At 67.1% G+C, this 20952-nt stretch carries 19 protein-coding genes; 6 read left to right on the top strand and 13 right to left on the bottom strand.

What is annotated here, in order from left to right; genetic code table 11:
* The first annotated feature begins 105 nt into the window (after nt 1-105).
* A complete protein-coding gene (locus tag ON29_RS08760; RefSeq protein ID WP_040865677.1) occupies nt 106-1497 on the top strand; it encodes a WS/DGAT/MGAT family O-acyltransferase in 1392 nt (463 codons plus the stop codon).
* Between the two features lie 48 nt (nt 1498-1545).
* On the opposite strand, the gene ON29_RS08755 is transcribed toward ON29_RS08760, so the two are convergent.
* Nucleotides 1546-2442 carry an alpha/beta fold hydrolase gene (locus ON29_RS08755; protein WP_040865676.1) on the bottom strand — a complete coding sequence of 299 codons (897 nt, stop codon included), beginning with the start codon at nt 2440-2442 and terminating at the stop codon, nt 1546-1548.
* Nucleotides 2443-2617: 175 nt separating this feature from the next.
* On the opposite strand from ON29_RS08755, the gene ON29_RS08750 reads away from it, so the two are divergent.
* Nucleotides 2618-3361 carry a glucose 1-dehydrogenase gene (locus tag ON29_RS08750; RefSeq protein WP_040865675.1) on the top strand — a complete coding sequence of 248 codons (744 nt, stop codon included), beginning with the start codon at nt 2618-2620 and terminating at the stop codon, nt 3359-3361.
* Between the two features lies 1 nt (nt 3362).
* Here ON29_RS08750 and ON29_RS08745 read toward each other — a convergent pair whose 3' ends face one another.
* Nucleotides 3363-4361: a YdcF family protein gene (locus tag ON29_RS08745; protein ID WP_040865674.1), complete on the bottom strand. Its 999-nt coding sequence runs from the start codon at nt 4359-4361 to the stop codon at nt 3363-3365.
* A gap of 197 nt (nt 4362-4558) precedes the next feature.
* On the opposite strand from ON29_RS08745, the gene ON29_RS08740 reads away from it, so the two are divergent.
* A complete protein-coding gene (locus ON29_RS08740) occupies nt 4559-5749 on the top strand; it encodes a lipase family protein (RefSeq protein WP_040865673.1) in 1191 nt (396 codons plus the stop codon).
* Nucleotides 5750-5824: 75 nt separating this feature from the next.
* On the opposite strand, the gene mbp1 is transcribed toward ON29_RS08740, so the two are convergent.
* On the bottom strand, nt 5825-6076 hold the full coding sequence (gene mbp1 / locus ON29_RS08735; protein ID WP_040865672.1) for a microaggregate-binding protein 1: 252 nt from the start codon (nt 6074-6076) through the stop codon (nt 5825-5827).
* Between the two features lie 239 nt (nt 6077-6315).
* Between mbp1 and ON29_RS08730 the strand changes: the two genes are divergently transcribed.
* A complete protein-coding gene (locus ON29_RS08730; RefSeq protein ID WP_245548871.1) occupies nt 6316-6714 on the top strand; it encodes a DUF6010 family protein in 399 nt (132 codons plus the stop codon).
* 92 nt (nt 6715-6806) lie between these two features.
* Here the strand turns inward: ON29_RS08730 and ON29_RS33715 are convergent, their stop codons facing one another.
* Complete coding sequence (locus ON29_RS33715) at nt 6807-7169, bottom strand: hypothetical protein (RefSeq protein WP_051175007.1); 363 nt, start codon at nt 7167-7169, stop codon at nt 6807-6809.
* Between the two features lie 146 nt (nt 7170-7315).
* On the opposite strand from ON29_RS33715, the gene ON29_RS08720 reads away from it, so the two are divergent.
* The gene (locus ON29_RS08720; protein ID WP_083863313.1) at nt 7316-8224 is read left to right on the top strand and encodes an SGNH/GDSL hydrolase family protein; all 909 of its coding nucleotides are present in this window, start codon (nt 7316-7318) and stop codon (nt 8222-8224) included.
* Nucleotides 8225-8237: 13 nt separating this feature from the next.
* A complete protein-coding gene (locus ON29_RS08715) occupies nt 8238-9491 on the top strand; it encodes an acyltransferase family protein (protein ID WP_051175006.1) in 1254 nt (417 codons plus the stop codon).
* Here the strand turns inward: ON29_RS08715 and ON29_RS08710 are convergent.
* From ON29_RS08710 to ON29_RS08670, 9 genes are all read right to left on the bottom strand, one after another.
* Nucleotides 9458-10525 carry a serine hydrolase domain-containing protein gene (locus ON29_RS08710; protein ID WP_245548870.1) on the bottom strand — a complete coding sequence of 356 codons (1068 nt, stop codon included), beginning with the start codon at nt 10523-10525 and terminating at the stop codon, nt 9458-9460. The genes ON29_RS08715 and ON29_RS08710 overlap by 34 nt on opposite strands.
* Nucleotides 10526-10689: 164 nt before the next feature.
* Entirely contained in the window at nt 10690-12756 is a 2067-nt protein-coding gene (locus ON29_RS33710; RefSeq protein ID WP_157172704.1) for a YVTN family beta-propeller repeat protein, read from the bottom strand.
* Between the two features lie 11 nt (nt 12757-12767).
* Complete coding sequence (locus tag ON29_RS08700) at nt 12768-13766, bottom strand: protein phosphatase 2C domain-containing protein (RefSeq protein WP_040865670.1); 999 nt, start codon at nt 13764-13766, stop codon at nt 12768-12770.
* A complete protein-coding gene (locus ON29_RS08695; protein WP_040865669.1) occupies nt 13766-14437 on the bottom strand; it encodes a vWA domain-containing protein in 672 nt (223 codons plus the stop codon). The genes ON29_RS08700 and ON29_RS08695 overlap by 1 nt, the downstream gene beginning before the upstream one ends.
* 129 nt (nt 14438-14566) lie before the next feature.
* Complete coding sequence (locus ON29_RS08690; RefSeq protein WP_040865668.1) at nt 14567-14782, bottom strand: hypothetical protein; 216 nt, start codon at nt 14780-14782, stop codon at nt 14567-14569.
* Nucleotides 14772-16076 carry a hypothetical protein gene (locus tag ON29_RS08685; protein WP_157172702.1) on the bottom strand — a complete coding sequence of 435 codons (1305 nt, stop codon included), beginning with the start codon at nt 16074-16076 and terminating at the stop codon, nt 14772-14774. The genes ON29_RS08690 and ON29_RS08685 overlap by 11 nt, the downstream gene beginning before the upstream one ends.
* A 29-nt stretch (nt 16077-16105) precedes the next feature.
* The gene (locus tag ON29_RS08680) at nt 16106-18055 is read right to left on the bottom strand and encodes a vWA domain-containing protein (RefSeq protein ID WP_040865666.1); all 1950 of its coding nucleotides are present in this window, start codon (nt 18053-18055) and stop codon (nt 16106-16108) included.
* Nucleotides 18052-19305 carry a KH domain-containing protein gene (locus ON29_RS08675; protein WP_051175003.1) on the bottom strand — a complete coding sequence of 418 codons (1254 nt, stop codon included), beginning with the start codon at nt 19303-19305 and terminating at the stop codon, nt 18052-18054. Before ON29_RS08675 ends, ON29_RS08680 begins: the two co-directional genes overlap by 4 nt.
* Nucleotides 19302-20876 carry a glutamate--cysteine ligase family protein gene (locus tag ON29_RS08670; RefSeq protein ID WP_040865665.1) on the bottom strand — a complete coding sequence of 525 codons (1575 nt, stop codon included), beginning with the start codon at nt 20874-20876 and terminating at the stop codon, nt 19302-19304. The genes ON29_RS08675 and ON29_RS08670 overlap by 4 nt, the downstream gene beginning before the upstream one ends.
* Between the last annotated feature and the right edge of the window lie 76 nt (nt 20877-20952).

Genomic DNA, 20952 nt, shown 5'->3' with positions numbered 1-20952 from the left:
ACACAAAGCGGCTACCCGCCGTTGTACGGTGGCATCACTTCGCGACAGTCGTCACACCGGCCGCGATCGCCACAAAACTAGAACATGTTCTAGTAGGCTTTTGCTATGGAACGATTGACCGGATTGGATGCCAGCTTTCTCTACTTGGAAACCGGAACCCAGCATCTGCACGTGTGCGCGCTGCTGATCCTCGACCCGTCGTCGGGTGACTACTCGTTCGAGGGCTTCAAAGCCGAACTGGCCCGGCGGATTCCGCTGATTCCGCAGATGCGCCGTCGCGTGTACGAGGTGCCGTTGAATCTCGACCATCCCGTCTGGGTGGAGGACGCGAATTTCGACCTCGACTACCACGTGCGCCGCATCGCGATCGCGCCTCCGGCCGGGCGCCGGGAACTCGCCGAACTCGTCGGGGACATCGCCGGCCGCCCCATGGACCGCGACCGGCCGCTGTGGGAGATGTCGGTGGTGGAAGGCCTCGACGACGGAAAGGTCGCGGTGGTCTGCAAATACCACCACGCCGCCGTGGACGGCATCACCGGCGCCAACCTGATGATGCACCTGTGCGATCCGGAACCGGGCGCCCCCAAAGAGGTCCCCGACCAGCAGTGGCGCCCCGACCCGAAACCGAACGACTGGCAACTGCTCGCCGAAGCGGTGGTGAAGTTCCCGGCCCGGGCGGGCATCGTCGGCATGCTGCCGAAAACCGTCGGCATCGTCGCGAGCTTCGCGCAGCGCCGCCGCAAGAACAAAGCGGGCATGGCGGTACCGTTCTCCGCTCCTCGCACGCCCTTCAATCTCGCCATCACCCCGCATCGCGCCGTCGCGTTCACCGACGCCGAACTCGACGCCATCAAGGAGATCCGCTCCGCGTTCGGCGTCAAGGTGAACGACGTGGTGCTGACCGTCGTCGCCGGCGCGCTGCGCACCTATCTGGCCGCACGCGACGAATTGCCGGACCGCTCGCTCATCGCCTCCGTGCCGGTGTCCGTGCACGAGTCGACCCGGCACACCGCGGGCGTCAACAAGGTTTCCGCGCTGTTCGCGACGCTCGGCACCGATATCGCCGACCCGGTGGAACGCTTGCGGGAGGTGGCCGAGGCCAACCGCGGGGCCAAGGAAGAGCACGAGGTGATAGGTGCGGACTTCCTGCAGGACTGGTCGAAATACGCGCCGCCGAACACCTTCCGGCTCGCGGCGCGGATGTACTCGTCGCTCAAACTGGCGGAGGTGCACCCCGTGGTGCACAACCTGGTGGTGTCCAACGTGCCCGGCCCCGCGATGCCGCTGTATTTCCTCGGCTTCCGGGTGGACGGGATGTACCCGTTCGGGCCGGTGTTCCACGGCGCGGGCCTGACGGTGACCGTGCTGTCGAACAACGACAAGCTGAACTTCGGTTTCATCGCCTGCAAGGAACTGGTGCCCGACATCGGGGCGCTCACCGACGCCGTTCCCGGCGTGGTCTCCGAATTGCTCTCCGCGGCGCGGACCTCGGGCTGAGTGCCGGTCGACTGTCCGCCATCGCCGCCGGACAGGACCGAGCACCCATCAGATCTTCGCCGCGACGGCCTCGCAGGCTTCGAGCAACACCGGGACGAAACGATCGGCCTCGAGCACGCAACACGCGTGCCCGGCCGCGACCCGGTGCGTGCTCGCCCCCGGGATCATGGCCGCCATCTCGACCTGCCGGTAGACCGGGACTGCCCGGTCGCGGGTCGTGACGACCACGGCGGTCGGCATCGTCAGGCTCGGCAGCCACGCGGTCGCGTCGAAGCGCCCGACCGCGGCGAGCACCTGGGTGAGCGCCCAACCACTGGTACTGCGGAACTCGCCCAATGCCCAGCGATCCAATCGCCCCGGCGTCCAGGTGACCACCGGGAGCTCGGGCAGACGCCCGGCGAGCTTCTCGGCCCGGCGGTAGGAGTAGGGCCCCACGGCGGCGGCGAAGGCCGCGAACGTTCGGTGAAAAGCGTGCTCGCGCCATTTCTCGCGGAACCGATAGGGCGTCGCGCAGAGCACCAGTCCGCTCACCCGGTCCGGATGGCGATGCGCCGCCAGCAGGCCGACGATCCCGCCCAGCGAGAACCCCGCGCAGACGGCCCGCTCCAGTCGCACCGCGTCGAGCACGGCCACCACGTCGTCGGCGCAGTCCTCCAGGGTGAACCGCTCGGAGCGGATGCCGCGCCCGTGCCAGCGCTGGTCGAACAGGATCACCCGGTACCGCTTGGCCAGCGCCGCCAGCGACGGGAACCAGGTGAGGTACGCGGTGCAGGCCGTGGCGTGCAGCAGCACGAGCGCGGGCGCGTCCTCCGGGCCCGGGATGTCGACCACGTAGGTCCGGCCCCGGCCCGGCAGGTCGACCAGGCGGCCACCGGGTACCTCGGCGATGTCGGGCACCCGGAAACGTCCACCGAACCGCGTCGCGCTTCGGCCGGGATTCGTCATGACGCACCTCCCGAGCGGTCACACCGTGGCGAGTTTTAGAACGCGTTCTAGACGATCATGTCACATCTGCGCGCGACCCCGGAGGGATTACCTGGGTTACTGTCGCGGGGCGCGCCGCCACCCGGCGCGTTTCTGTAACGTGTTACAGACAGTACGAGAGACGGAGGTACCCCGGATGGGGCGGTTGACCGGCAAAGTGGCGTTGATCAGCGGCGGTGCGCGCGGCATGGGCGCGGCGCACGCCAGGGCCCTGGTCGCCGAGGACGCGCGCGTGGTGCTGGGCGACGTGCTCGACGACGAGGGCGCCGCGGTCGCCGCGGAACTCGGCGACAACGCCGCCTACGTCCACCTCGACGTGCGCGAGCCGGGCGACTGGCGCAAAGCCGTCGACGAGGCGGTACAGCGGTTCGGGTCGCTGAGCGTCTTGGTGAACAACGCGGGCATCGTGAACGGCAACCTGCTCGTCGCGTTCGAGCTGGCCGAATGGCAGCGGATCATCGACATCAACCTCACCGGCACGTTCCTCGGCATGCAGGCCGCCACGCCCGCGATGATCGAGGCGGGCGGCGGCTCGATCATCAACATCTCCTCCGTCGAGGGCATGCGCGGCAGCCCGGGGCTGCACGGCTACACGGCCACCAAGTTCGCCGTGCGGGGGCTCACCAAGTCCACCGCGCTCGAGCTGGCGCAGTACAAGATCCGGGTGAATTCCGTGCATCCCGGCATGATCCGCACTCCGATGACGGAGAACATCCCCGAGGACTTCCTGCAGATCCCGCTCGGTCGCGCCGCCGACCCGGCCGAGGTCTCCGCGCTGGTGACCTACCTGGCCGGCGACGAGTCGTCGTACTCCACCGGCGCCGAGTTCATCGTCGACGGCGGTCTGACCGTGGGCGTGCCGCACAAGAGCTTCGGCTGAGTCATCGGCCGGTGGCCAGCAGCACGAGGGGTGGCAGCGACACCGACGCGAGGCCCATGAGCACATTGCTCCACTTGTAGGCCACCAGCAACGCGGCGAATTCGCGCAGGAAAGCGCTCGGCAGGTAGTAGAAGGCGGTCCTGGCGCCCGTCACCTCGGCATCGAGGCGGAGGCGGCGCGCCAGGATCGCCGTGCGCAGCACGTGGAAATTGCTCGTCACCAGCACCATGCGGGTGGTGGCGCCGCGCTCGCCGAGCAGCCGCTTGGTGAAGAGCAGATTCTCCTCGGTGGTTTCCGAGCGATCCTCCAGCACCACGTGGTCTTCGGGCACCCCGTGGCGGATCAGGTAGTCCGCCATCGCCGACGCCTCGGAAACCTCCTCATCGGAACCCCTGCCGCCACTGGCAATCAACAGCGGGGCGCGTCCCGCATCGGCTTCGCCACGGTAGACCTCGATCGCGCGATCCAGGCGCGCGGCCAGCAACGGCGGCACCTCGCCGTCGACCAACCCGGCGCCGTGCACCACGATCGCGTCCATCTCGGGACGATAGGGCAGCAGGCGGTAGCAGAGCGAATACAACAGGAACGCCGCGAACACGAACCCGACGTAGCTGATCGCCATCGTCAGCGAAGCCAGCAGCACTACCAGCCAGCGATTTTCGGTCACCAAGGCGAGAGCCAGCACCACATAGGGCACCAGCAGCCCGAAGCCGAGCCCGAGCGGCAGCAGATTCGGCAGACTCCACCCCTCTCGACGCACCAATTGCGCGCCGTTGGCGATCGACAACCCGGCGAGCACCAGGACCAGCAGCGGCGATAGGAGCACCAGCAGCGGTGCGAGCACCACCGGAAGATCGCCTTCGGCGATCCGGCCCACCGCCCACGCGCCGACGAATCCCGCCCCGAGAAGCAGCAGCACTCCGTGTCCGAGCCGCCTGCGGTCCCTGCCGAATCGCACCGCGAACACACCGAGCAGGACCACACCGACCAGCAGAAGCACCGGGCCACGGTAGCCGACCGCGGGACGGCGCGCCCCTGCGTCGACAAGCGGCGCGGCTACCTCGGCTTTTTTCGATCGTCCCCTACAGTGTGCAGGTCCAGGCATCGGTCAAAGCGACCGGCGGCCGGGAGCATTCGACTTCAGCACACCAGCGTTACGGAACAGCACGTCGTGATGAATGGGAGTCGTCGAAAACCATGCTTCGATTGGTCATCGCCACCGCCGCGGCCGCGCTCTGCGTGATCACACCGCAAGCCGCAGCGCAGCCGATCTATCCCGCACCCGATCCGGATCCGTTCTACGCCACCCCGGCCGGCCTGGATCGCGCCGCACCCGGCGATGTCCTCGCCGTACGGCAGATGCCCGCACTGCCCGTGTTCCCGGGCTCGACGGTCACGATGATCAAGTTCCGCTCCACCAACTCCGTGGGTGACCCGATCGCGGCCACCACTACCGTGCTGACTCCGCCGAATCCCACCCCCGGTCGGCCGCTGCTGTCCTACCAGCACATCATCAACGCACTCGGCACCCAGTGCTCGGTGTCCCGTGTGCTCTACACCAGCGATCCCAACCTGGCGGTGCGCGAAGCGCCCGCGCTCAACGCCCTGCTGCTGCGCGGCTGGTCGGTCGCTCTCCCCGATCATCTGGGCCCGACCAGCGCCTACGGGGCCGCGAAACTCGGCGGCATGATCACCCTGGACGGTCTGCGCGCCGCCCGGCGGGTCGCGGAACTGGAGCTGGTGGACAGCCCGATCGCCCTGCTCGGCTACTCCGGCGGCGGCATGGCGAGTTCGTGGGCGGCCGCGCTCGCGCCGACCTACGCGCCGGAACTGCCGCTCGCCGGGGTGGCGGCGGGCGGGGTGCCGATGAATCTGGTCAAGATGATCGAGGGTCTCGGCTACGCGCCGCACGCGGCATTCGGCCTCGCCTTCGCGGCGGCCCTCGGACTGGAGCGGGAATACCCGGCACGGCTGCCGGTGAGCGAGCAACTGAATTCGGTCGGATTGGCGGTCCGCAACAGGATCGCCGACAGTTGCACGAACGAGATCCTCCTGGCCGGCGCCGGGCGCGGCATCGTCGACGTCGCGGCCTCGAATTCGCTGGCCGACGACCCGCGCGCTCGCGGGGTGCTCGAGGAGAACAGTCTGGAACTCTACGACGGTATTCCGGCCGTGCCGCTCTACCAATGGCGCGCGGAGAACGACGCGCTGATCCCGGTGGAGTCGGTCGATGCCACGCTCGGACGGTATTGCCGGGCGGGCGTGCGCGTGCAATACGAGAAATTCCTCAGCCCGGACCATTTGTCCGCCGCCGTACTCGGAATCCCGGCCGCACTCGATTGGTTGGACGCGCGCCTGCACGAGGTGCCCGCACCGAGTAATTGCTGAGAACGGCCCGGTCGGCGGCAATTCACCGCCGACCGGGAACGGATCGCTCCGCCACATCGGATCTCGCGACGGGAGCTAGACGTCCTTGCCGCTCTCGTACGCGTTCTGCCGCGCCTCGTCGAGATCCGCTTCCGCACGGGCCTTTTCGGCCTCGGCTTCCTTCTGCGCCGCGTCCCGCTGGGACTCGGCCTTGTCCTGCTGGGCGCGACCCTCTTTCTTCAGGTTCTCGTCACCGGTGACGACGCCAGCGGCTTCCTTCGCCTTCCCCTTGATGTCCTCGACGACACCCTCGACAGCTTCCCGGGGTCCGCTCTGATGCTCCGGCATCACATACCTCCCATTGATTAGTCGGCTGACATCCTGCGCATACCCGTCCTCGAGGTCATCAATCGTCCTGTGACTCCCACCACCTGCCATATCCACAACCGCAGACGCCGTCATCCGACGGAGAGGACCGCGCCGTTTGGCGAATTCCCGGTGGGACGTGGCTTGAATGCCGCTGGGCGGCAACGGGCCCGGTCGATACATTCGATTCGCCGAAGACCCTGCTCACAAGGAGTCCGCCGATGATGAGTTATGTCGCGCCGATACTGATCGGCGTCCTGTACGCGCTGGCCATGTCGGCGATTCCCGAGCCGCATCGCCGCCGTTTCAACGCCGTCATGGTCGCCGGCGCGGGAGCCGCGTACCTCAGTGGAGGCGGATTCGGCGGCTGGGAATTCGTCTTCACCGCCGCCGTCACCTACTGCGCCTACCGGGGACTGGACTCCTGGACGTTCATCGGCATCGCCTGGCTCCTGCATACCGCCTGGGACCTGCTGCACCACTTCAAAGGCAATCCCATCGTCCCGTTCGCGCATGACTCGTCCCTGGGCTGCGCGATATGCGATCCGGTGATCGCCGCCTGGTGCCTCTACGGCGGACCCTCGCTGTTCCGTCTGCGCCGCGAGGCCGCCGTTTCCTGACCGCTGCCGTCGCGGGTGACCTGACGGGCGCCGTGTCGAGCTGGACGAGTCACTTCCCGCTACTACGTGTAAATCGCCGGACGAGCGGCCGATCAGTAGCCGGCACGCGGCTCGAAGCCGGGGTCGGGGAGAGAGGGCGGCTCGGCCTGCGGCGGCGGCACGGGTTTCGGCGGCGGCGCGGGCTGCGGGACCCGTACGGCGGGGGCCTCGACCGGCGGCGGAGCAGCGGCTTCCGGTACGGCAGCTTCGGATGCGACGACCTCCGGCACGGCGGCTTCGGGCGCAGCGGCTTCGGGCGGCCGGTTCGCGGCTTCCGAAACGATCGGCGGCGCGGACTCCGCGACCGGCGCCGGATCCGTAACCGACGTCGGCGAGACAGCGCCGACAGGCGACGGCTCGGACGGCTCGGCGCAACCCCCGATCGCGAGGGCGGCGACACCGGTCGCGATCAGCAATCGATGAGATCCGAATCGGCTGGTGCGCACGGTGCCAGGCTAATCGCGGGCCTCGTCGAGGGCAGTCGGCCGTTCGACGGACAGCGGCGGACTGCGCGGCAACGGAATACTAAATCCTCCTGTGCCATCTAACGATTGGGTGTGTGATGAGGTCGCTCCGAGGGAGGTCGACGGTCACCGCGGTGCTCGCGGCGGTGACAATGGCCGTCCTGATCCCCGGCACGACCGCCGTGGCCGATCCGGCCGGCGGGGCCGCACTGGTCGTTCTGGGCGATTCGTTCACGGCGACCGCCCCCGTCCTGGGCCACGCCGACGACGGATGCACCCGTTCGCCCTCTTCCTGGCCGAACCAACTCGCGACGGCGACACAGCTGTCCGGGACGGCCCAATTCCTCGACGTGTCCTGCAACGGTGGCACGATCGACACCGGCAACGGCTGGACTCTGGTGCACCAGGCGCGGAAGGCGTTCGCACAGGGCGGTTTCGGGCCCGACACCCGGGTCGTCCTGATCCAAGCCGGACTGAACGACGTGTGGGGCAACTCGACCGGAACGGCGTTCCCCTCGACCGACTGTCTACTCAATATCGTCGCAGGGTGCGGGTTCGACGCCGCCGATCAGAACCGGCTGCCCGACTACCGCGCGGTGACCGGCTCCGGTTACGCCGATCGGGTACGCGAGGTCGTCACGTTCGTGCGTTACTACGCACCGAAGGCACGGGTGGCACTCGTGGGGTATCCGGAAGTGTTCCCGCCGGGACAGTCGACCGCGTGTATGGATCTCGCTGTGGCCGGACGGGTCGTCCAGCCGCGCGCGGAAGGCTATATCGCGTACCTCGATCGAGTCCAGGACGCACAGCGGACGGCCGCGGGGCTGTTGGGGATCGAGTTCGTCGACGTGCGCGCCGTCACCACGGGGCACGCCAGTTGTTCGGACGATCCGTGGATCAGCGGCCTTGCCGGCGCGGACTCACCGTTCGACGGCGCTCCGGTACATCCCAACGCGCGGGGCAACGGCGTCGCCGCCGACCGGATGCGACAGCAATTCGGGCTCTGAGCAGGCCTCGCCCATGCTGTCCGACCATCGTCCAGGCACCGAACTGCCCGCCCTCACCGGCGCTCGATGGTGGGCGGCCTTCGCGGTATTCGTCTTGCACGCACTGGTATTCCTTCCGGTCTACCCCTTCCAGAAGTCCCAGCTGTTCCGCACCATCCACGGCTTCGTTCCCATGCAATTGGGCGCGGCGGGGGTGACCTTCTTCTTCGTGCTGTCCGGCTTCGTCATCTACTGGTCGTGCCGCGACGGTAAGTCGGTCCGGCTGTTCTATCGCCGCCGGATCCTGAAGATCTACCCGACCCACCTGGTCGCCGCACTGGTATTCGTCGTCGCGGCCGGCGTACCGCTGGCCCGTCCGGTGGTGTGGGCGCCGAACCTTCTGCTGGTGCACACCTGGGTGCCGAAGTGGACCACGCTGGGAGGGCTCGATGTGCCGTCCTGGTCGCTGTGTGCGGAACTGCTCTTCTACCTCAGTTTTCCCCTTGCCGCACCGGCTGTCGCCCGGATTCCGCGGCACAGACTGTGGTGGGCGGTGGCGGCGCTGCTCGTCCTGATCCTCGCCTTGCACACCGGCTTCTACCTCTGGGCCGACGGGCCCAAGGGCATCGCCAACACCTTCGCTCCGAGGCTGCTGCGGGGTGAGGTCTCCCCCGAGTTCGAAATCCACGCCTCACCACAATGGTTCGCGCAACGCGATATTCCGATACCGCCGTCGTACTGGCTCAGCTACCTTTTCCCGGCATCGCGACTGCCCGAGTTCTACCTGGGAGTCCTCGCCGCTCGCCTGGTCGCCGAAGGGCTGTGGCGCAACACTCGGCTGACCATGCCGCTGACCGCGCTCGCGCTCGGCTATGCCGCCACCTGGTTCGTTCCGGTGAACTACAAGATGTCGGCGCTGCTGGTGGGACCGATGGCGGCGGTCGTCGCCACCCTGGCCGCCCGCGACCTCGCGGGCGTCTCCGGTCTCAACGCCCGCCGCCCACTGATCTGGCTCGGTGACATCTCCTACGCGTTCTACATGATCCAGTTCCCGGTCATGGTGATCATCACCCGGCTGTTCATCGGCGGCAGGCGATACTCGATCGGCGGCTGGGCGATGTGGGCGACGATCACTCTCGTGGCATCCATCCTTGCCGCCGCAGCCATCTATCACGGCATCGACAAGCCGATCATGAACCGTTTCGCCGGGCGATCGGCCCGCGAACGCCGACGCTCGGCCGTCGCGACGCCGAGTCATCCACCGATCAGCGTGCGGACGAAGCCGTAGGCGATCTCGTTCGCGGGCCTTCCACCCGCGGGCCCGTCGCGCAACGTGCACAGCACGATGATGGTGATGTCCGTGACGGGGTCGTAGCCCATGAACGTCTGAAAACCCGGAATGGCCCCGTCGTGGCCCATCATCGGCCCGAACGACTCCAGCCCGAGGCCGTAATGGATGCCCGCCGGATCGCTCCGGTTCAGCGGAGCCGCACTGTCGAGGCGCTGTCGCTGGAGCGGGGACCCGAGCAATTCGTCGCCGCCGACCAGCTTCCGGACGTAGGCGGCCAAATCTTCCGCGGTCGAGATAGCCGCTCCCGCGGCCCCGATCCACGAAGGATCGAGATTCGTCACATCGGTCGGCAGCAAGGTGCCCGCTCGGGCTGCCAGGACTTCGCCGTCCGGTAACCGCGGCGACGCGAGCGCCTCCACATTGGTGCCGTACAGGTATCCATGCGGTGACGGCGCGGGCAGGGAAGCGTCACCGGGGGCCGGAAAGGACGTCTTCGCCAAACCGAGCGGGCGGAAGATCCGATCCGTGAGCAACGAGCGGATATCCTGCCCGGTGATCTGCTCGAGCAGCGACGCCAACAGGATCGTATTCGTATTCGAATAGCGGAAGTCCGCGTCGGGTTCGAAATACGGCGGCGACGAGAGACCCAGCCGCAAGAGCTCTTCGGGCTCCCATGTGCGCCCGGGATCCTCGTCCATCGCTCGCGCGAGCCGCGGCGCCTCGTTGTAGCTGAACAACCCGCTGCGCATGTTCAGCAGCTCGGTGATCGTGATCCGCGCGCCGTTCGGAACGCCCGGCCGGTACTTCGACACCGGATCGTTCAGTGCCAGCTTGCCTTCCCGGACCAGTTGCAGTGCGACGGTGCCGACCATCGTTTTCGTAGTCGAACCGACCCGGAAGAAATCGTCCACCGTGATCGGGTCGTCCTGCCCGACGGTCCGCGTCCCGAACGCCTGCCGCCAGACGGTGTCCGGGGTGCGCACGTACACCACCGCGCCGGGAACGAGCATCGAATCCAGAACGCCGCGCACGATCGGCTCCAGCCTCCGGCCGAGGGCAGTCGACTCACTCGGTCCTGCGGGCAACTCGTGCTCGGTTCCGCTACCCGCGACAACGACAGTCGCGTACGCGACGACCACTGCCACACCGAGCCGTGACCAGCGCGTTCTCCCCTTGTGGAGGTTGTGTATCGGCATCAGTCACCGATCACGGACAGCGTGCCGTCGGTGAAATTCGTGACATAGACGTTTCTGGTGGCGGGATCGACGACGACACCGTGCGGGCGGGCTCCGACCCGGATCGAATCGCCTGCCTTGCCGGTCCGGGTATCGATCGAAGAAATGGTGTTGCCGGTACGCGCGTCATCGAGACCGTGGTTGGTGACGTACACCGTCCGCCCGGGTTGATCCACCGCCACACCGACCGGCCCGAGCCCGACGCGCAGCGTCGCAGTGACCGCGCGTGTTCGGATGTCGATCACCGAGACGGTGCCGTCGGCGTGATTGGTGACGTACACGGTTCGCGTATCGGCGTCGATCGCCACACCCCACGGCTGGTTCCCGACATTGATGGTGGCGACCACGGCCGACGCCACGGGGTCGATGACCGACACCGTGTGATCGACCGCGCCGGGCGGGCCCGCGTTGGCGACGAAGACGCCGCGCGTACCGGGATCCACGGCCACGCCATAGGGATGGCTGCCGACCGGGATCGTCGCGGTGACCACCCTGGATCCGGTGTCGATCACCGACACCGTGTTCGCCTCGAAGTTCGTGACGAAAGCGGTGCGCGCGGCGGAGTCGACGGCGATGCCATACGGCCCCGCGCCGACCGCGATACTTCCGACCACTGCCCGGCTTCGCGTACTGATCAGGGATACAGAGCCGCTTCCGGCATTGGTGACATAGGCGATGCCCGCTGCCGCGTCGATCGCGACCGCGGCCGGTTTCACCATGCCCGGCGCGGTGACCGACGCGGCGGCAGACGTCCGGGTATTGATCACCGAGACCGAGTTGCCCGCGCTGTTGGTGACGAAAACGCTTTCGGTGTTCGGATCGACCGCGACGCCCCACGGTTGCGCCCCCACCGCGATCGTCGAAGTCACCGTCGCCGGGATCGCCGCCACGGCCGGCGCCCGATCGCCTGCCGGGCTGGGATTGTTGCCGCCCCACGTCTTGCTGGTCAGCAAGCCGACGATGACGAGAAGAACTGCTATCCCGGCGATCACTTTCACACGCGTCGAAATGCGCTGGTAGAACGGGCGGCGGCGAGCGGGCCGAGGCGGACCCACCGGGGCAGGGCCCGGCACCGGCGCACCGGCCCCGCCGGTGGGGGCCTGGCCGCGCCAAGGTGGTGTGCGCGTTGTTCCTGGTGGTGGCGAGGGCGTTCGCGTCGTCGCGTGGGCGGCCGCGTCGGTGAGCGCCGGAAGCCAGTCCGCCGGGCGGGGCCGCTGCCCCGGCGTGGCGGACAGGGCCGCGTCGACCAGCACACGGACCGCACTCGGCACGGCGGCGGGCAACCGGTGCGGATCGCGGGTGCTCTGGTCTCCGGCCAGCAGCCGCAGGACGAGCAAGCCGAACTTGTAGGCATCCGATTGGGCGGTCGCCAGTTCCTCTCCTGGATTGATCACCCGGACCTCCCAGTCCGGAGTCTCGACCTGCGCGGACACCGACCGGGAGCGCAGTCGCATGGCATCGCAGTCGATGAAGTACACCTTCCGGTCCGGCTGCAACGAGAACAGCAGGTTCTTCGGTGACAGGTCACCGACCGCGATGTGGTGGCGATGCAGAATCGTCAGCGCCTCAGCGGCGTCCGCCAGCAATTCGTAACGGTGCCGTTCGGTCAAGGGGATGCCACGCCTCGCGAGGAAGGCGTCACCGTTGAGCAGGTGCTGGAACTCCGCGGTCTTCGACTGCACCGCCGAGGACATGGTCATCTTGATGAAGAACTCGTCCGGGATCGCGGGCATCACGAACCCGGTCACCTGAATGGAGTTGTCCGCCTCCACCAGTCGGCACGGCCACGCCACCCGGGAGAGCAGATCCATGCCCTCGGCGAAGGGCAGCGATTCCAGATAGACAGGCATCTCGTCCAGCACGTCGACCGAGACGCTGGGCAGCACAGCGGGTTTGTACTCCTTGTACACCACCGCCTTCGCGTATCTCATCCGCGCACCGGGGGCGCTGTAGACCACCCCTTGACCGCCGGAAGCCAGTTTGGTCAATGGGCCCAGCTGACCGACCTTCACTCGCTGCTGTGTCACTGCCCGTCCCGTCAGTTCTCCCTCGGCCAGATGGCCACCAATGTGCGGTCGTCGTCGAAGGTCTCCCGCGAGAAATCAAGGGCGTGCGCGAATTCCAGCTGCGACGGCACTCGACCGGCGAGCACCGAGGCGAACAACGCGCCGACTTCGCCGTCGCCGCTCCCGAGCGGATCCCCGAATCCGTCGGTCCCCACCAGCAACACCTGACCCGGCTCGACGATTACCGAGATGGGCTCGACGTCGTTCGGAACCCTGGGCAGCCCGCTCACCGCGGATGACGTCAACCCGGAGCCGGAAGCCGGCTTACCGCCGAGCACCGGAATGAAACTCGCGCCAGAGAGCAACCACACACCGGAGTCACCGACCCCGGCCAGTGTCGCCGACAACCCGCCGTCGGCGTGCTGCTCGCACACCACGCACGTCAGCGTGGTCGCCAGCGCTTGCTCGGCTTGCTCGGCATCCGCTTGCGGCAGCGACAGGACGGCGGCCGCCCGCTCGGTCAACATCCACGCGGTGTTCTGGAACAGCGAGTGCCAGCCGATGTCGCCGAGCTCCCGCGCGGGCTGCTCTTCCAGCCACTGCGTGGCGTAGCGCACGGCGGTGGTCGAGCCGATGTGCGAATGCCGCGCCGCCGACACTCCGTCGGCTACGGCCACGATCAGTCGTTCCCGATCCGGCGCGGCGGCGACGGCGAAATCGTCCTGGCGCGGAGCGCCGTTGTACCGGTGCAGGTATCCGCGCACCGATGCCGCGCGGATCGTGAACGGGCCGCGCGACCATCCGTCGATCATGGTGTCCGCACGGTAAGGCGTCCTGCCGTATTCGTCGCCGACGGCTTTCGGCTCGAACGCCGGTGTGGGATCACCGACGACGATCGGCTCGCTCGTCGGCCGACTCGGTAGGGCCGAGGCGATTCGCTCACTTGCCGGTTCCGGATTCGCGACATCAACCGTGTCCGCCGACGAGGAGTCGTCCGGCGCTTGCTTGTCTCGCTTGCTCAGAAAGCGCATCACACCGTGTCCACCGCGAGCGAGACGAAGTTGTCCGGCTTCTCCACCTGAAGCGTCGCCTGGCCCGTGGCCAACGCCTGGCCCGAATTGATCACCGATTGCGTCAGCGCGGTGATGAATTTCGAGATCGCGACGCCTGTGTCGGTCCCGGCGGCGGTGATGAACGCGTAGTTCGGGCTCGTGGCGACCCGCCTGATAACGTTGGCGTCGGCCTGCCCGATGCCGAACGCGAGAATGTTGGGGCGCGCCGCGAAACTTGTCAAACGCGCGTGTTCGCTCTCCCAGCCGTCTCCCGGATTCGGCGCACCGTCGGTGAGGAAGAACACCGCGGGCCGGTTCACCAGGTAGCCGTCGGATTTCAGCGCGGCGATATCGCGCGGTATCCGATCGGTCAATTCGGCGAATGCCGCCGCGAACGACGTCGAACCACGAGCCCGCAGTTCCGGCATGGCGTCCAGATGCCGCAGATCGGTGGGCTCCAGATAGCAGACCGCGGTGTCGGAGAACCCCAGCACACAGAAACGTACCTTCGCCGCGGCCATGGATTCACCCTGCAAGGTGTCGAGCAGGCTGGTCAGGCCCGTGTTCAGATCCGCTACGTCGTCGACCATCGAATACGATTCGTCCGCGACGAAATACACCGGAAGAATCGTCGCCTTCGGTTCACTCATTCGGTGCCACTCCCTTTCACCTGCCACCCGGGCGTGCCAATGCTACCTTTTCCTACGAGAATTCACTGTCGGCCGTTCAACCGACAAAATCGCTCGGCGCTGCCGATTTTCCGCACGCACCGTCGATCGTCACGGTTCGAGCCATCCGAAGAGAATCAGCACCACGACTGCGACGGCTATACCGATACCACCGATCCCCATGACGATGTCGCTATTCGTGAGATACCCGATAGCCAGCGCGAGCAGGCCGATACCACCGGCATAGGAAATAATGATGTGCCCGTACTCGGCCAGCACCAGAAATGCGACGAGTGCGACAACGCCATTTCGCACGTCACCGGTCACGCAGGGCGGAGACGGTGACGAGGACCAGAGACAACCCGATGGCCACGGCGATACTCCAAGCGAAGGCGGTCGCGCTCGGATCGGTGAGCACAGCGGCGCCGCTGAAGGTGACGGCGAAGGGTAGGAGCAGAAACGAGATGACAGCGATGGTGGTCTGATTTCTGCGATCGCGGTCCTCGGACACCCGATGACGCTCCTCGCTGCGGCGCCTGCGCGCCTGCGCTTCGGCGGTCGCCTCGTCCTCCAGTCGAGCACGACGGGCTTGCAGATACCGGGAGATGTCGTCCAGGTCCGCCACAACCTGTGCGTAGAGGTCGGTCATCCGATGCTGGTTCTGGAAGGCGCGCAGCACATCCGCGACCTGCGCCCCACGCTCGGAGATGTTGTTCCACCACAGCTTCGCGCGGGTGTCGAGGATCTCGGCTTCCAGCGACTCGACCGGCCCCGCGCCGGTGCGATCGACCCGGATGTCCGCGATCCGATCCGCGATGCGGTGCAAGGCGTTCAGTTGCAGCGAGCCGAGCAGAACGGCGTCCACATGGATCGACCGCACGTAAACGCGTGCGACGGTATGGAATTCGGTGGCGTCGGTCGATGTCAGTGCCGTGTAGGTCACGCCGTCGCGCAGCACCAACGCGCGCCAATCCCCCGACAGATGGACGACGTCAGCGAAAATCCGGGGATCGCCGGGGTCGGGCAGGCCGTCCGCCACCGACGTGCCGGACGCCAGAAACCACTGCCATCGCTGCACCGTGGACCAGGAACCGAGTGCCGTCGGATCGGAAATCGGCTCCGGCATCGAATCGTTCGTCCAGCAGAGGTGGGTGACGACGCGCGGCCTCCCCGACTCGAACGATACGTCGTCGACCAGGCTGGACAACCATCGGCGGCCCTCCCCGCGCACCTCGGTGAGTTCGGACAACACATCGACCGGCTGCTTCGACAGCTCCACATGCGCGACGGCGTAACCGCCTTCGTCGCCCAACAGCAATTCCCAGCCATGGACGATCGCACCCTGCCGGTCCGGCGGCTCACCGGTCGTCAATCTGTGCCAACGGCCGGTGGCCGCCACCGGGTCCGCCGCGCCGTACAGCGCGTCGTGCACGCGGGCCGAGAAGTACGCGGTCCTGGCGTTTCGGTCGGCGACCACCGCTTCGCCCCCGCGGCCGATCGCAGCACCGGCGCTCGGGATCGGCACCGGAAGAGGGCCCGGGAACCAGCCACAGGCAGATGGCATTCGATCGGCCTGCCAGCGCACCCGAAAGATCAGGCACGCGAACACGTCAGCGGCCACGATTTCTCCTGAGTCCAGTGGTCACGGGCCTAGTAGCCTTCGATGGAGAACGCGTCGGCATACTGCTCGGCTCGCGGAGACAGCGGTGCGTTCTCGAGCACGATCTTCACCTCTCGCAGCACCTCGACGACACCGGCCAGCAATCCGACCTGCAGCTTCGTCCACGAGTCCGCGTCGTCGTCGGCGAGGACCTTCCGTCCGGTCAACTTGAGGCAGACCGCACCGAGCAATTCGGCATCACGACTCTCGATGAACGCGTGCCCGTCGCTGTTGCGGAACCGCCGGACGGCGTCCATCCGCCAATCCCGGATCTTCTCGTAGACACCGTCGACGCCGTACCGGTCCTTGGGCTCCTTGGGCTGCTCGCCTTTGAGCCGCCGGTCCAACGTCTCACCGAACGCCTGATGACAATCCAGGATCCATGACGTGAAATCGCGCGCACCGTGCAGCGGACGCCCGAGATCGAGCAGTTTGCCGTGGTGCACCTGGCCGAAGAGATCGCTTTCACCGCATCGGCGCGAGAGGTCGTTCAACTGGGTCCGCAAGTCCAGCAGCTCCTCGGAAAGATCCCCGAGTCTCCGCCGCACTTCGCGGTCGACGCGGCGACCCGCGGGATGGAGCGTATCGATCGTCGACTGCAGCCTGGCGCCGCCGGGACCGGACGGTTTGCCGACATGATGCGCGACACCCGTGCCCAGATCCGCGAAATAGCTGTGCAGTACGTCTACCCCGCCGGTCCGGCTCGGATCGCCACCACCCACCCGCACCAGTTCCCGCAGCAACGCGTGGTTCGGGATCACACTGATATGCGGATCGCGCTCGCCCGGTGGACGATTCGTCTGCCACCAGCGCATGAACGTGTCGCGATCGCCGATTCCGACGGCATGGAGGTTGATGCTCAGGAATTCGTGCAGTTCCTCCATCAGCGAGACCGGATCGGCGATCGCGACCACGGCCTCGCCCGCGGTTTCCTCGCCCTTCTCTTTCCAGTCGGCCCCGTCACTGACCAGAACGATCAATCGGTCGTTACCCGGCACACCGTGGCGATGCAGCAGGTCGGACGCGAAATGCAGGGCCTGCCCGATGTCGGTGGCCGCGTTCTCCGGCCGCAGCAGGCCGATGGCGCCCTGGAAGTCCCGCAGTGTGCGCTCGTCGTCGGGGCCCTGGATCTCGGCCATCGAGCCCGACCGAGGAAAGACGCACATCGACGTGGTGGTGAACTTCACCAGCGCGATACGGGCCACCCGCCCGGTCACGTGCCTGCGGATCTCGACCATATCCATGAGCGAACGCTTCAGGGCATCCATCCGCGATATGTAGGCGGATCTCCGGCGCGACCCGAGACGGACGACGTCGGCGCGGTCCTCGATGTCGTCCCAGCTCATCGAACCGCTGCAATCGGCGAGGATCACGATGTCGACCCCGTTGCGATTGCCGGCCAGGAACACGTCCATTTCGGTCTCGGCGTCGATATAGCAGAGGTCCGTCCGCTCCCGCCCGGAGCGGTCGAAGACCTGACGCACCCGGAAGGACTCCCCGTCGGCGTATACCCACGAGTCGCCTTCGCCGAGATGAACTTGCTGGCCCACGATGTCTTTCGCGTTCCGCAACTGCTGGCAGACCTCGTCCAGACGGTTCTCGGTGAGCGGTTCCAGGACGATCCGCGCAGCCGGATCGCACGCCATCGCGCTCAAGCGCCAACCGTGCTCGTCGATCACGCCCAGCCGCAGCTCATCCACCAGATCCGTGCTGACGACGACGGATCCCTCCGCGACCGAAGGCGAGGCGACGATCCGCACCGGTGCCTGCCGCGACGAGTCGGCGCCCACCTCGAAGAGACCGACCCGGGCGGTGTCGACCCGGCCGGACGTACCCTGACGATCCTCGGCGCTCACGGCGACGATATTCGCGGTGACCAGCCCATTTCCCTTGGCGACCTGCAACGTGTGCCGCCTGCTGTCCCATTCGGTCGATGTCATTTCCGCTCCACTTCGACCCTGACCCCCAGGTCGTTCGACGCCGCTCGCTTCTCCGCGCCGCCGCGTCCGATGAATCTGCCCATGTATTCCGGCTCGACATCGACGAACAGCAGGTTGGACCGAGGCCGGTAGTCCGCGAAGCTGATGTGGCTCGCCACCTCGCCGCGGCCGCGTGCCCGCAACCAAGCGGTGAGTTTGTCGAAGAGTTCGCGACCGCGTTCCTCGTCTGTTTCGAAAACGGCCACGTCCTGTTTGCGTATCTTCTCGTGCTCCTGCAACAGACGGCGCACAGCGTTGTCGGTGCGGCTGTCGTGCTGCAGCTCACCGAACATCCGGTCGATGGAAACCATGTCCAGCTTGCGTGAACGAGAATTGATGAAGATATGCCGGACGATCGTCAACCGAGGCAGCGCGATATATGTGCGCCTCGCCTCGGAGCGCTGACCGCGCCGCCGATTCGCGGTTCCCGCCACGATCTGGAAGACGATCTGGCGGTCCTCCAGCGACTTCAGCCGTCGCGCGTGATCCGGGCACAGCCCGAGCCCTCGTTTATGTGGTCCGAAGATCTGCCAGCGATAAGCGTGCCTAGCGCATGCCGCGTTTCCGCAAGTCGCGCGCTTGCCATCGACGACGAACTCGCAAGCGATGCTTCCGGTCGAATCGCATCCCGGGCCGGCGCATTCCGGGAATTCTTTTCGATAGCAATCGGGGCAGTACGACATGTCGGCGCCGCCGGGGTGCCCGACCCGGTGCCGGTCGCAGAACGCCTTGCGTCCCCGGCATATCTCCCCGTTGCACCAGAACGTGGCCGCGGCCCCGCACGTGCAGCCGGGCCGGTGGCGCGCACACGTCGCGGTCATCCGACCTTCGATGACGACGGCGTGCTCGTCGCACACACGTCCCAGCCGATCCCCTTGGCCGCACCCGGTACACAGGAAGGGCCCGTAGGTGACCCTGCCTTCCGCCGAGCAGGTCGTGCACTTGTGCCGGACCATGGCGGGCTCCAGGACACCCCGGATGGAGAAGGCCGTGGTGTCGTCGACCCGCTCCGGAGCGCGCAGCCGATCCTGTATCCACAGAACGCACGTCCGGTTGTCCCGCAGCGGGACAACGACCTTCTCGGCGTCGCGAAGGCTGGCGCCGTCGAGATGCTGTTCGATCTGCGTCCACAGCGCCCGCAACTCGGCCGCGTCGGTGGGCGGATTGCTCGTCTGCCGGATATCCAGCACGACATTGACGGGCTGATTCACGACTGCGCCCCTTCGGTGGAGCCCAAGATGATCATCTCGATGCTGGCGCGGCGATCGGTCTTGCGCGCGTAGGTTTGGTTGGTGATCAACCCGGCACACGCTCCCCTCGGCAGTCTGCGTGCCAGATCCATCAGCGCGTCCACCGCGGACTTCCGTTCGGTCTCGGCCACATCGAGACGCACGCAAACCCGGTTGTTCCGCGACAACCGGCTGCCCAACTCGTCCGGCACGCCATCGCCGAGTTCCTCCGGCGCGCTCAGTTCGAGCACCGTGGCGTTCGGCTGCCGCAGCACCCGGCGAATCTCCTTGCTGCGACCGAGGCGCGACAGCGCCGGAGCCAGATTGCGCGGCGGGCGACCGGCCAGCAGAGCGCGCAGCCGTTCATCCATGTCACGCTGCTCGGTCAACTGGTCCAACTCGCGAATGATCTCGTCGTCCGACCGGCGCTGACGAGCGGGGCGAACCGGCCCCTTGCGCCCGTTCGGCGTCGAACGTCGCGGCCGGGCCGTCAGCTTGGTTCGCCAGGCCGCTTCCAAGGTTCCCAGGCTGCCCGGAGCAATCCGCCTGTTGTGCCTGGTCAACTGGTCGTCCGCGAGCGTCGCCCGGTCCCGCAGCAGTGCCGCGATCTGCTCGACTCCGAACGCGCGCTGCCGGCTCCAGACGGCCAGCAAGTCATTCTCGGTCTGGGCGTATTCCGGATGCAGCTTCGCGAGTTCCGGAGCGGAGAGCAAGGGCAGGATCTCGCGCGGCTCGATCTGCATCGCGCGCAGTTCGGCGTCGAGGTCGTCGAGCAGATCGGACACCGACTCGGCCGCCGAGCGGCGGACGGTCGCCTGTTCCCGCGCTTTCCGCGGGTCGTCCGCCTCACGCTCGAACTCCCCGCCCATGCCCCTGGCAATGGCGTTCGACCGATTTCTGTCGAGCATCCGTTGCGGAACAGCGGGCATCCGCCGGCCGTCGCGCTCCATCATCCGCGCACGGACCGCGAGTGCTTGCAGCACGACCGCCTGCGCGACGGCCGAACTCGGGAAGATCTGCGCGTCCAGGCATCGAACGCTGACATTCGGGATCTCCAATTCCGTGTCACCGACCGGATTCACATCCATCACTGCGAAGCCCGATACGCGGTCGTCGCGGCGCAACGCCTGCTCGACCCGCCGCAGGTGCCGGACGGACGCGGATGCGATATAGCGCGTGGAGACTTGGTCTTTCGACTCCGCCAGACGCAGCGAACCACGTCCGTTGACGCGGCCCGCGACGAACAGCGCGCGCCCACTGAGCGCGACGAGTTCGGGGACGTAGCGCCGGATCAGGTTGCTGAGAATCTCCCGCTGCAAGTCATCGGCGACTTCGACGGAATGCCCATCCTCACACAGCCGACGATGCGGCGGGCCGCCCCAGGAGATGCCCGACGGCAACAGCGTCCCACCGGCCTGCCGCACCTGTTCCGCCGCGGCGGCCACGACGTCGGCCAAGGCGCCGACGAGCGCGGAGCGCTGCGCGGGATCGCTGATCCAGACCGGCCCGGTATCGATCCACAGACAACCCGGCCGGTTGGCATTGAAACACACTCGCGGGAACCCCCCGCCAGAACCGGACAACGCGCTGGATGACCGTCGCAACTTTCGATGCATTTCGTCGATATCG

It is taken from the genome of Nocardia exalbida NBRC 100660, assembly GCF_000308575.1.
Taxonomy (GTDB): Bacteria; Actinomycetota; Actinomycetes; order Mycobacteriales; family Mycobacteriaceae; genus Nocardia; species Nocardia exalbida.
This window is presented reverse-complemented; position numbering and strand designations above follow the sequence as displayed.

Excerpts from the sequence above, each read along its gene's own strand:
- ON29_RS08760 (WP_040865677.1), top strand. The coding sequence starts at position 106 with ATGGAACGATTGACCGGATTGGATGCCAGCTTTCTCTACTTGGAAACC.
- ON29_RS08755 (WP_040865676.1), bottom strand. The coding sequence starts at position 2,442 with ATGACGAATCCCGGCCGAAGCGCGACGCGGTTCGGTGGACGTTTCCGG.
- ON29_RS08750 (WP_040865675.1), top strand. The coding sequence starts at position 2,618 with ATGGGGCGGTTGACCGGCAAAGTGGCGTTGATCAGCGGCGGTGCGCGC.
- ON29_RS08740 (WP_040865673.1), top strand. The coding sequence starts at position 4,559 with ATGCTTCGATTGGTCATCGCCACCGCCGCGGCCGCGCTCTGCGTGATC.
- mbp1 (WP_040865672.1), bottom strand. The coding sequence starts at position 6,076 with ATGCCGGAGCATCAGAGCGGACCCCGGGAAGCTGTCGAGGGTGTCGTC.
- ON29_RS08730 (WP_245548871.1), top strand. The coding sequence starts at position 6,316 with ATGATGAGTTATGTCGCGCCGATACTGATCGGCGTCCTGTACGCGCTG.
- ON29_RS08720 (WP_083863313.1), top strand. The coding sequence starts at position 7,316 with ATGAGGTCGCTCCGAGGGAGGTCGACGGTCACCGCGGTGCTCGCGGCG.
- ON29_RS08715 (WP_051175006.1), top strand. The coding sequence starts at position 8,238 with ATGCTGTCCGACCATCGTCCAGGCACCGAACTGCCCGCCCTCACCGGC.
- ON29_RS08700 (WP_040865670.1), bottom strand. The coding sequence starts at position 13,766 with ATGCGCTTTCTGAGCAAGCGAGACAAGCAAGCGCCGGACGACTCCTCG.
- ON29_RS08695 (WP_040865669.1), bottom strand. The coding sequence starts at position 14,437 with ATGAGTGAACCGAAGGCGACGATTCTTCCGGTGTATTTCGTCGCGGAC.
- ON29_RS08680 (WP_040865666.1), bottom strand. The coding sequence starts at position 18,055 with ATGACATCGACCGAATGGGACAGCAGGCGGCACACGTTGCAGGTCGCC.